9 protein-coding genes and 1 pseudogene are annotated in these 11064 nt (G+C 47.4%); 1 reads left to right on the plus strand and 9 read right to left on the minus strand.

Translation table 11 applies throughout. The annotated features are described in order from the left end of the window. Positions 1-58: 58 nt before the first annotated feature. Positions 59-2404 (minus strand): RNA-directed DNA polymerase, encoded by a 2346-nt coding sequence (locus ABD827_RS16940; protein WP_344965865.1) that lies wholly within the window; start codon positions 2402-2404, stop codon positions 59-61. Positions 2405-3244: 840 nt separating this feature from the next. Here ABD827_RS16940 and ABD827_RS16945 point away from each other — a divergent pair. Beyond that, on the plus strand, positions 3245-4231 hold the full coding sequence (locus tag ABD827_RS16945; protein ID WP_344965866.1) for a hypothetical protein: 987 nt from the start codon (positions 3245-3247) through the stop codon (positions 4229-4231). A 96-nt stretch (positions 4232-4327) separates the two neighbouring features. On the opposite strand, the gene ABD827_RS16950 is transcribed toward ABD827_RS16945, so the two are convergent. The 8 genes and pseudogenes from ABD827_RS16950 to repC all read right to left on the minus strand — a co-directional run. Continuing rightward, on the minus strand, positions 4328-4594 hold the full coding sequence (locus ABD827_RS16950) for a hypothetical protein (RefSeq protein WP_344965867.1): 267 nt from the start codon (positions 4592-4594) through the stop codon (positions 4328-4330). Between the two features lie 12 nt (positions 4595-4606). Then, positions 4607-6082: a P-type conjugative transfer protein TrbL gene (trbL, locus tag ABD827_RS16955; RefSeq protein ID WP_344965868.1), complete on the minus strand. Its 1476-nt coding sequence runs from the start codon at positions 6080-6082 to the stop codon at positions 4607-4609. A gap of 14 nt (positions 6083-6096) precedes the next feature. Beyond that, complete coding sequence (gene trbK, locus ABD827_RS16960; protein WP_344965870.1) at positions 6097-6327, minus strand: entry exclusion lipoprotein TrbK; 231 nt, start codon at positions 6325-6327, stop codon at positions 6097-6099. Positions 6328-6337: 10 nt separating this feature from the next. Beyond that, positions 6338-7129, minus strand: a complete 792-nt coding sequence (gene trbJ / locus ABD827_RS16965) for a P-type conjugative transfer protein TrbJ (RefSeq protein WP_344965871.1) — start codon at positions 7127-7129, stop codon at positions 6338-6340. A 253-nt stretch (positions 7130-7382) separates the two neighbouring features. Further along, positions 7383-9161: a TraI/MobA(P) family conjugative relaxase gene (traI, locus tag ABD827_RS16970; RefSeq protein WP_344965872.1), complete on the minus strand. Its 1779-nt coding sequence runs from the start codon at positions 9159-9161 to the stop codon at positions 7383-7385. Beyond that, entirely contained in the window at positions 9158-9532 is a 375-nt protein-coding gene (traJ, locus tag ABD827_RS16975; protein WP_344965873.1) for a conjugal transfer transcriptional regulator TraJ, read from the minus strand. The genes traI and traJ overlap by 4 nt, the downstream gene beginning before the upstream one ends. Before the next feature lie 122 nt (positions 9533-9654). Next, positions 9655-9900: a hypothetical protein gene (locus tag ABD827_RS16980; RefSeq protein ID WP_344965874.1), complete on the minus strand. Its 246-nt coding sequence runs from the start codon at positions 9898-9900 to the stop codon at positions 9655-9657. Positions 9901-10377: 477 nt separating this feature from the next. Beyond that, a pseudogene (gene repC, locus ABD827_RS16985) lies at positions 10378-10986 on the minus strand (replication protein C, IncQ-type); the annotation flags it as partial. Positions 10987-11064 lie beyond the last annotated feature (78 nt).

Consider the following 11064-nt stretch of genomic DNA (forward strand, 5'->3'; position numbering starts at 1 on the left):
ATTCCATAATCTGGCCCACCATATTTCTGTATATAAATACAGTGTAGACACAGTTAACTCATACATAGCCAACTATATTAGAGAAACGATTAAACTGAACTTTAGTGGAGGCTAGGTCGATAGGTTTTCCAATGTTCTCTCTTAGCAAGTTGATGTTTTCATCATTTAGAGTTGCTTTCATCAACAACAACGCCATAATTTCGTTAGCAAAAGGGTTATCATCACGCATAACTAATCGCAACAAGCTCACTTCTTTTTCTATCTTATCAAGCGGCATAGCTAAAGGCTTAATATCCAAGTGTAGTGACTTAACTATTCTCTTCACTTCATCATCATCACACCATAATTGTTTAACACCTCTAGCATGTCGAATCAAGCTGGTAGCAAAAGTCTTATCCTGAATGGTAATAAATTTAAAAACATCGTCAATTTTAAGCTTATTGTTTTGTGCTTCTAATAAACATGACGTCGCACGAATACATTCTTTACTAGCATTACTAATCTGATTAGCCATTAGAATAGCTGATGCTATATCTTGCTCTTTAATACTCTTTGCCACAGGGATATTTCTAAACCCACGAATGAGTTTATCAATTAGACTATATCTTAAATCAGCGAATTCTGAATCTAATTTAGTATCACCACGAACTAATAGTAAAAAGCAAGCTTGCTCGCTCAATAAATCGAATTTTCCATATTCTTTACGCCCACAGCATTGCGCAGCTGAATCTTGTAATAATTCAAAAAAGTCATCCACATTTGCTTGAGCTGGAATTGCCAGACGATCTTTTTTGTGAATTACAATCGCTGAGTGACGATAGATCTCTGATAGACAATACTCTGCAACTGCTACCTCTTTCGGGTTTGAATTACGAGCTATAACTGAATCAAGCTGTTGTAAGACAGGCACTAATAACTTGGTACTTGGAAAAATCTCCACCCCTTTTTTAAGCAATAACACCAAAGAAGGGTCATAGCTCCAGCAAGCGATAAATCGCCGTGCAATACGTTCCTGTAAATAATCCCAAGAACCTGGTTGAAGATTACCGCTCTCGTCGGGTTGCTGCGTGGTGAAATGTCGAATTTCATTTAGAATTTTAGTAAGCTTATTTGCTGCAAAACGTTTTAATGTGTCTTCTCGAACATCAAAGCGGGCACTTTCAACATGCGCAAGTAGATTGACTTCAAAACCTTCTCTCATATTACTTAACGGATTGTCGTTAGAAATAGAAAGTAAATTCTCCAATTGACCAAGTTGATTTTCTGCTTCATCAAGAGATATTGGACCACTTAGGCGATGTTGAATTTCTTCCAACACGTTAGAAACTCCGACCTTACGACCATGAAACACTTCGACTCTAGTTTTTTCATCATTTAGGTGTAAGTTTAGCTTACTCCAACACGGCTCCCCCTCAATAAATTCGATAACGCGCTCCTTAATCTCCATTAAAGATAATTTTGAGGGGGCTGGTCCAACAAGCACCAAACGAACATCATCAACATAACGACAATAATCAACTAACCTTATGCTATCATCAGAAAAAGTATCCCCGATCTTTTCTTTTAATTTTTCATCAAATTCTAACATGTAAACGTTTGAGAGAAAACCTGCGGCAACTAAACCTTGCGGTAGACCATTTGGCGCTTCAGGCACTTTGTTTGAACAACATAATTCTTTATAAGAGTTAGCAGCACCCTCCGACCACTTCCACTTTTCAAAGGCAGATAACAAATTATCTAAACATTGATATTTATCATTACCATGTTCTAGCTTAGCTAATAAGTTTATCTTTTCTATTAGTACATCGCGTTTAATCAAATCAAAAAACTTAGATAAATCCAATTCAACTAGATAAACACGTTCATCAGGCGATATCTCCCCAAGTTTTTCAGTAGCAAAATGATAAGGGCGATTTAGAAAATTACGATAATCAACAAAGTATTTGCTATAAGTAGTAGTTGCTCCATAGCTGTGTTTGGCAAGACCGCCTTCAGAATATTGACAATATAAGCGGTTACCATAGCTCACTATACCTTTAGCATGAACCTCTTCAAGCGAAGTTTCAGGGTTACCCTGCATAGTTTCAACTTCATTAGCTAACCCCATCATTAACAGCGTCATCATCGACTGCTCGCGTATAGAAATATGAGCTAAAGGTCTTAGACTTACTGTAGATTCATTTTCATCCTGGTTAGTCTTCGGTCGCCAAAGTGGATCGAAATCTGTCTTTTCAACATCAAACAAAAGATTATTAAAATTAGCTTTCTTGTCATTATCAATAAACTCCCATTTACTAGCTTTAGGAGCTGGAACTAACTCTAGTTTAGAAAACTTAATAGGACTAGCTAGACTTTCAGTCCATTCTTTACAATGTTTTATAAGGTTAAGTGCCGAGATATCCAACTCGAAATTATCAGCATACCAGTTAGTAGATCGTATGTACTGGTGACTTTTTTTTCCATGCCAATGCCATTAGCAATGGATTTTTTAGATGTTCATCACTAAGAGATATCTCTTCATATTCTTTATCAATAACTGGCATGGTCAACCCTTAACTTTCACTTAGGTATAGTATCTTATTATCTTACACCTTTTTAGGTCGTGATGGACAACTTATTTAATCGGATAAGTTGTCTATCAACCTATACCAATGGAAGCCAGTCATTATGATGATTAGAGAGATACCAAACATAGAAGCTCATAACTTAATCACCAATGCCTTTTGACTTTCATCATAAATATAATTTTTAAATAAGCTAAACAGTTTCCAATAGAAAGTTACCCCAGAGAGGCCTTAACGACACGTGTTCTGCTTGATGCTAATATACTCCACCTACCATTCATCGCTTTAATTTTATAGGCATGGTAGCGGCTGCTTGCATATTATCGGAGGAAGATCATATCTCACTTGCTAACGTCCTGTCTGATGGCCTTATTCCCGCATCATCAACATCAGTGTGCAGCGGCCTATAGTTTCCAGCGAAGCTGGTTGGCTTCAGTGATTGGTTATCCTTAGTCAAGCACCAGCCTGACTATTGCACATAAAAAAAGCACTTTGGGAACACGCTCTAGCTCAGTTTTAACTAGAATGAGAAACAGGAACGCATCAGGTTATGGCAACCATTGTTACCGTGGTGACATTATATCTTAAATCATTTTTACGCACATTAGAAACACTACAAAATCAAACCATTTACTGCCATAATAACCGCATGCTAATAATACAAACCAGGTATATTGAATATGTTATCAGTGAAAACTAGGACCTTAGACTTAAGACTTGATGAAATACAAGATCCTGATATTTACAGGTCGTTTTTTAAAACATATTTTTTTTGGATTTCTTTTTTATCAATTAATTTATCAGCAGGATTAATTGCATTATATTTGATCAATTTAACCAACGTTAAGTTTGAGCCCGAAAGGGCTGCAGACTCAATAGTTGATATATTGCATGTTCTTAGGCTACCCATAATTTTAAGCTCAATTTCAATCCCCCTAATATCTTGGGGGGCAATCAACCATCGTTCAAAGCAAGCAGCAGTAACGATGGCGCAACAAATAGAGAACAATCTACGTCAGGAAGAAAAGCGGCTTCACGACTTGTTTTATTCTCACTCTAGCCATTTCTGTAAAATACTAGAGGTCCATACAGAGATATCTAAGTGGGTATTAATTGAAAAAAAACACTTACCTTCTATTCATGTTTTTTTGTATAGAGGAGTATTATCTGGAGAGCAGAAGCCTTTTCAGCTAAATTTAACGCCAGAAGCCTCTGTGGTGACTTACATAAATGAAATGGGAGATATCATTCGAGGCACAATAAATCAACTTGATGGGATATACTCTAGCAGAGATAAACCACAAGAAAAATATAGAAATTCTAATAACATTGTTCTCAGCATGATTCAAATCATAGCAAACAAGACAAACAACCTAGGTTATGACATGGGGCTACCGGAACTAAGCGAGGGTTCATCACTTAGAGAGCTATTATCTGCTGGATTTGAACTATCAGAGTTGATTCTTAAAGCAGCAGCTATTAGTGGAGATCATTATGGCGACCTTTTAAAATTATTGAACAACCGAACAAGAAAGTCGGAAATAACAACCATGGGAAAGCGATTGACAGAAAACCTTGGCGTGGCTGATTTGTCTAAAAACTGGCACACATTACAAGCTATCGAATTCGAACAACCTCTAAATCCATTTAGAGGTATTAAAAAATAAAGTATATCGATGATTGTAATGTATATTGATTATGAGTTGTTCTAACACTCATCCGAATAAAAACGGGCCGGTGCATAATCACCGGCCCGAGTGCTTTTACAAGCCAATACTGGAAAAGCCTGCCGCATCCGAAAACGGAGTTTTCCCAGCTCCAGATCCTGCGTCATTACTGATGCGGTTGCTATTCGATGCTTCCACCCAGCCAGTAGGATCAGGACGGCTTACAAAGGCAGCGATCTCCGCCTTCGTGTCTTTCTCTTCTTCGACCGATGCTTCGATAACCGGTACAAAAGCGGCCTCGGTATGTGATTCCCGGGCTTCGTCGAGCATGTCCAAGGCAACCATGAAGCTACGTTGTTTCATCTTGGTATCTCCTTAAGTGTCATACTGGCTGCGGTTCACATCGCTGGTGCCGCCCAGGCTGTCGCTGTCGAACGATGGAGCAGATTCTCCCGTTCTGTCACTCTTGTTACCGTTTCCTGTGCCATTATCGCTTTGCGGCTCCATACCCTCTCGGATCGAGGACGCCAAACGGCCGCCGCCGGTCTGACTCACCTTGTCCTGAAACTTTACCGCAGCCCTTGAGCCGATGCCTTTTGCTAGCTCCCCAGCCGTTCCTGCAGCCAGAGAAGCCACCCGGTTTAATCCACCAGTACTATTACTTGGCTGAGGGCTAGTGCTGCCAAAGCCAGCAGCTTGTGCGAATGGAGTTTCTCCCGTACCCGCATAGCCACCACTTGCACTTTCGGCCGTCGAGTTACCGGCCCCATGACCAGGTTCACCGAAGCCAGGCATCTCGCCACCGGACGCAGAAGGAGCAGCCGATGCCTTTTCAAATGCGGCTTTGATGGCCGACGCGCCACCTACTGCATTCGCGGCACCGCCCAACATGGCACCTCCGGCCATTTTGGCACCGGCCATGGCCATTCCAGCCGCTGTCATGGCTGCACCCATTGCAGCACCCGCTCCAAAAGAGCCAATACCCATGGCACCTACGCTGCCACCAGATACCAGGCCGGAGATCATGGGAGGCACCTTGTTCACCAGAAACAGCAGGATCACCGACACTACCAGCATCACCACCAACTCTTGGGACGCCATGTTTTCGTTCATTTGTGAGTAGTAATGGGTGAGGAAATCTCTACCAATGGCAACAAGCAACACCATGGCCATCAGCTGAGCCGCAATGCCGAGAATGGCCTTGTAGTAGTTAATTGCCATGTCAGAGGTCCAACGGGAGCCACCAAAGCCCAGGAAGAACACACCCGCATACAGCAGTATCCAACTGGCGACCAACAGCAATAGCAGGTTCACGGATATAATCGCCAGCACCAGTAATACCGCCAGTGCCATCAGCTCCATCATCAGCGCAGTGGCGAACTGTTGCAAGCTCAGCTCCGATGTGGCCTGTACCGTCCGGTCATACAGCTCAAAGCCCATATCCAGAATACTGGACGGGCCCAGAGTGCTACTTCCCAGGCCTCCGGCTTCGGCACCAAGTTGCTGTAAAGATGCCACCATCGTTCCCGCAATGTTCATCCCATGTGTAGCGTTGGTGAGCAGCCACCAGAAGAACCCGGTGAAGATGGTAAAGCGCACCAACTCCGCGAAGAACTCGCCAATATCGGCCTTGCGCAACGCCATCATGCCGAACGTCCAGACCATTGAGATCACCACTAAGGTCCAAAAGAGACGGCTCGCCGCCGCCTCAATGACCGGCCCCCAGGTTGAGACAGCACTATGATAGCGATCCAGCACATCATCCATAATGTTGCTGCTGGATAATTCCTGGGCCATTGCAGACTCCGATACAACAAGAGCGGCCAGGCCATAAAAGACAATTTGTTTCATGCTGTAACTTCCCATTAGTAACGGTCCGGAGAGCTGGGTTTGAACTCCCAGCTGCGCATCTGCTGAGCTTTTTCGAAGGATCGGCAAGCCTCGGTGAAGGCTTTCCGGTTCACCTCTTTTCTCAGCTCGCTGATGGCCTGCTGAAATGCGGCCGGCGCACAGCTTGCTGCATTCGGCTCTGGCAACGTTTCCTGCCCACACCCTACCAAGGCAAACACGGCCACAAATGGAATGACTTTTTTCATGGCGTCCTCCTTAGTAACGATCTGCTGAGCTGGGTCGATAACTCCAGGTTCGAAGCTGTTTCTCTCGCGCTTCGCCTCTGGCATGAGCATCCATTTCCGCTGCACGTTGTGTGGCTTCAGCGTTCTGCTGCGCAATCAGCAAGCTGCGGATTTGAAGTAGCTGGTTGGCCTGGTTGCTGGCAAGCTGGTTGGCATAGCCGATGGCGGCCAGCTGTCCGTCTGCACCTTGGGCAGCAGATTGCAGACGCTGGAGCTGCCGTGCGTCGGTCTGCAAGTTGTCTTGCTGCTGCTCCAGCCCTTTGAACAGTGCGTCGTTGGCTTTCTTTTGCGACTCAGACGCCAGGCGGCGGTTTTCTTCCATTGCCGCTTGTTCACTCGGCGTGCAACCGCCAGAACCATTAAAACAAGGAGAGCCCCGGTAATAGGCCACATCCTGAAACTTGCCCAGGTAGACATCCAGGCTGCCAAGCTGATTTTTGTAATGCTGAAGAGTATTGGTTGCCTGAACCAGGTCATTGATGGTGGTTTGAGCCTGATCCCAGATGTAAGCAGCCGGAGCCATGGTGTTTTGCAGCTGGTTTTCGTACTGCTGCAGCTGGTTTTCGTACTGCTGCAGCTGGGTCTGGTATTGCTGAATCTGCTTCAGAGTCTGCGCAACGGCTTCCATCGCTGACATGGTGTTCTGCGCCAGGTTGGTGCTATCCACCACGGGAATGCCCGCCTGCACGGGCACAGGAATGATCAGGGCGACTGAAAAAGCGAGCGCAGCCATTTTAGCCGCTAAAATCGGTTCTCTTTGCATGATTGAGTGCTCTTAGTGTTGTCGTGACCAAGTTGCACTCACCAACCTGTAGCGAGCTACCAGACTGATGGTGATCGCTACCCCTGCTGAAAATCAGCGGTGAATGTGGACCTCTACTGAGATAGCTCGTCACTTACTATCCCGGCGTCCGACCTGCGCGACACCGTTAGAACGCGCGGCCGCATGGTTGTTGAACATCGGTGTCATTGTCCTGGGGAACGGTTAGGCTTCCCGAGGGTTAATAAAAAAGGCGCTACAATGACCGCCCCTTCTTTTGTCTTTTCGCTTTCTTGGCGTCCATTTCTGCTCGTAGCCTAGCCTTGCGCTGTTCCTGTTCACTGGGTTTTGGCTGAGATGGTGCTCTGTTTGCGTTTTTATCAAAGCTCAATACATCGAGCTGAGATAAGGTTTGCAGTCGATTACGGCGCATTGATGGCGGACACTTGCCGATTGGTGGCACTCCGGCGCGTCTGCTTCGAGCTTTGGCATCGGTTGTGCTCTGGCACCCGGCCAACGACTGGCGGCGTTGTTCGAGGCTGGGATCAGCAAACGTAACCGATAGCTGCCCATCCACAGCCGCACGGATCACCCTTGCCTTAAACTCCGGCGAGCCATTCACAGTGATGCGGTTGCCATAGCGCTCCATCGCCATTCTGAGCGCATTCTGCACAGCTGCCTGGCCGGACTCTCTGGATACCTGCAGCCGGTCGCCGTCGTCGCGTACAGCGCTGGAGCCAGCCCGATAAATGATGGTGCCTTTCTTGGTGATGTTGTCGATCACCGGTGAATGCCCGGGCTTGGTCTGCCCTTCTCCGTTGAGCGTGTTGCCCTTGAGGCCCTGAGCAGAATCTCTGGCCCGCAGCGCCGCCAGCGCCTCAGTGTCACCTTGCTGGGCCTTCTGCTTGAGCCAGTCGGCCCAGGTGCGCCGAGCGTTGGCTTCATAAATGGCCGTGCGCTCTTCCCGGTACTGTTTCTGGATGGCGTCAATGTCAGCTTTCAAGGCACTGCTGGCTTGTGCATAAAGCAGCTTCTTGGTCAGCTTGCCGCTGCCGGTCAGTTTTATCGCTGCCCGCCTCGCTTTGCCTTTGGTCTTGGCGTGCCCAATCCTTCGGTCTTTCTGCCGCCGTGCCGCTTCCAGGGCCGCTGTTTTGTTAGCCGTTACTGTCGCCTGCTCAGCCTTGTATTTGGCGTAAAGTTCGGTGGTATTTATCCGCAGTCGCACCGGCTCTTTACGGTAAGTCCGGCGGGGGCTGGCCTGTTGCTTTCGCCCTGGCTCAAACGGACCGAAACGTGCTTCCAGCTTCGGCTTGGAAAAATCCCGCCCCAGGGTACTGGCTTTAACCATTACGTCATTGCTGGACACCACAACCAGCCCGTTGCCCCGTGCTTTAAGTTCCAGACCATTAGCACTCATCACCTGATGCAGATGGCTCCAGGACTGCGCAGACTTAAGCTCGTCCAGACACTCGCGCTTTATCCAGCCAATCAGGCTTTCAATGCCCGCATGGCGCTCCATGTCTGCTGCCCGGGCCTCAGCACCCTGCCGGCGCGGCATATGGTTATCCTGCTGCAACCCGTAGTCCTGCTCCATGGCCCCGCATAGATCGGCCAATGCTCGGTGTGAGTAGTAGGGCTCATGAATGGTGTTGCGCTTTGGATGGATCTTGTTGATGGCGATATGAACATGCAGGTTGTCAGTGTCATTGTGAACGGCACTGATGCGCTGATGCTCACCAAAGCCCAGTCCCTCACAAATACGGTCTTCGATGCTGGCCAGAGTTTTGGCATCTACCTGTTCACCGGGCCGAAAGCTGACAATCAGATGATACGTCTTGTCACTTTTCGCCCTGGTGTTGGCAAACTGGGTTGCCAGCACTTCACTGATGGCATCCCTGATTGAATGCGCCTCGCAATTGGTCAACCGTACCTGGCCCAACCGATGCTCCTTGCTCTGTTTGTCGGTGATGTAATTCACCAGCCCGGCAAAGTCGGATTTTCCCTGTGAGCGCATGGCAACGTGCTTGGCAATCATGATTCGGCCCTTGGCCGAAGAATGAATTCCATGAGATGGCTCATTCGCACCTGGTTCGTTTCGATACGCTGCAGAAGCGCCAGTATCGTATTGGGTCCAAACGCAGCCACCTTGGCATCATTCATCAGCCAGAGTTTTAACAGCCCACCCAGGCGGCCCAAATCACCATTTACCCTCACCAGCTCACGCACCTGCTCCGCATCGGTTACTCCCTGTATCTGATAACCCTGCCCCACCTCCCGCAGGTAGGTTGACGCACTCAGTCCCGCCCTCCTGGCGTTTTCCTCAATCACCGCTCGCTCTTCAGGCAAGCAATACACCTTGATCGGGGTACAGCTCTTCCTGGTAGTTTTGTTTTCCTGTGCCTCCATCTTGATGTCCTCTTCGTGGTTGCCAGCAAAGCGCTATAGCCCCGCAGGGCAGGATGAACGTTGAGCACCGCAGGTGCGAATAAGGGCCAGTGAAGAGGCACCGCCATGCTTGCATGGTGGGACTACTTCACACATCCTGCCCGCATCTCAGCATTCGTTTTTGTGTGCATGCCCTGTGCATCTCTCTGCTTTTCTGTGTCTTCTTCTGTTTTTTGCTGTGTATTCCTGCCATAACAGCCTGAATGCACAATTAACCCGACAGTTACAGCGATCCAGTAACGCTCCAACAGCGGTAAAATAGCGATCTCACAGCGTTTTCCTGTAGTGCTGTTATTGTGTTCTGCACACTGGAATACACAGCTTTCCACCCGGTTTCCTTGTTTACTCCAGTCACCGCCCCTCATATGTCAATAAAGCCCGATTCTTGCGCCCCTCAAGTGTCAACAAAACGGAGCTGTAGTGAGCAGAAGAAAATAACACCTTTAAGTTTCAATAAGTTAAATGAGCATGAAGTTTGTAAAACCCGTTTCATTGACACTTTCAGCACCTGCACACGAGACCACAGAGCGAAGCACCTTGATCATTTCCTCCCTTCGGTCGGGTTGAACGCCAAGAAAGAAGGGTTACTGAGCCGTTTGGGCTCTTCCCCTCCTGGCGTTAAACCAACGGCCGCAGGTCGTTTTAATTGGCAAGGCTTGAACGTACCCTCATGATGCGGGCAAGCCGCGCATAGTAGATATTCTTTGGAATATCTTGGATCAATTTTCAAAAATCACTTAAAACCCTTAATTTACATAAGCTTATAAAATTATAAGGGGTGCCGTTATGCCGGTACTTGGGTACCGTTATGCCGGTACTTGGGTACCGTTACGCCGGTACTTGGGTGCTGTCACACTGGGAGGATTGGCATGCCTGGCCCCTGGCCGCCTAATCTCCCACTTACCCTTGGCGTATTCATGTACAGTCCAACCCACCGAAATAAGTTCAGTCAACGCCTTCCGAACCGTCTGACGGCGTTTTTTCAGGGTGTTATAGTTCTTCGTTTTGTCCGGCCAGACATAGTTGCAAAGGGTATCCTGTTCTATGCGTCTGGATTTTCCAGCGTCAATCCAGCCTGATAATCTCTGATGTATCAATCTGGCAGGGTCGGTGTTTAGCGCCCGAACCTCGGTCAAGTCGATACGAGTATGTGGACGCTCTCCCATAACAGCCTCAGCCAATCGAGGGTTCAGACTGACAAACAATTTACCTTCTCGGTCGTCGCTCATGTAATTGGACAAGATGCGGAACCCTTGTCGCTTCCCGTTACGCGTCACAATCACCGACACTGCCCATAGACGCTCAATGCAATCGCGGATAGTTTTGAGCTGGCTGCCTCCATCGTTGGCATATCCAAGTTCTCGGGCCAATTTTCGGAGGCTACCTTTGGCTACCATCGCATCCTTCTCAACAGCGTCCCACTTCTGTAGTGGTCAACAAAAAGTGGCCACGGTTTTAGAGCTTTTCCAGAACCGCCGTTCAGACTCGTTTGG

The organism is Oceanisphaera sediminis (genome assembly GCF_039539745.1).
Taxonomy (GTDB): Bacteria; Pseudomonadota; Gammaproteobacteria; order Enterobacterales; family Aeromonadaceae; genus Oceanimonas; species Oceanimonas sediminis.

Bases quoted from the DNA above. Each gene is read 5' to 3' on its own strand.
- ABD827_RS16945 (WP_344965866.1), top strand. From the start codon at position 3,245: ATGTTATCAGTGAAAACTAGGACCTTAGACTTAAGACTTGATGAAATA.
- ABD827_RS16950 (WP_344965867.1), bottom strand. From the start codon at position 4,594: ATGAAACAACGTAGCTTCATGGTTGCCTTGGACATGCTCGACGAAGCC.
- trbL (WP_344965868.1), bottom strand. From the start codon at position 6,082: ATGAAACAAATTGTCTTTTATGGCCTGGCCGCTCTTGTTGTATCGGAG.
- trbK (WP_344965870.1), bottom strand. From the start codon at position 6,327: ATGAAAAAAGTCATTCCATTTGTGGCCGTGTTTGCCTTGGTAGGGTGT.
- trbJ (WP_344965871.1), bottom strand. From the start codon at position 7,129: ATGCAAAGAGAACCGATTTTAGCGGCTAAAATGGCTGCGCTCGCTTTT.
- traI (WP_344965872.1), bottom strand. From the start codon at position 9,161: ATGATTGCCAAGCACGTTGCCATGCGCTCACAGGGAAAATCCGACTTT.
- traJ (WP_344965873.1), bottom strand. From the start codon at position 9,532: ATGGAGGCACAGGAAAACAAAACTACCAGGAAGAGCTGTACCCCGATC.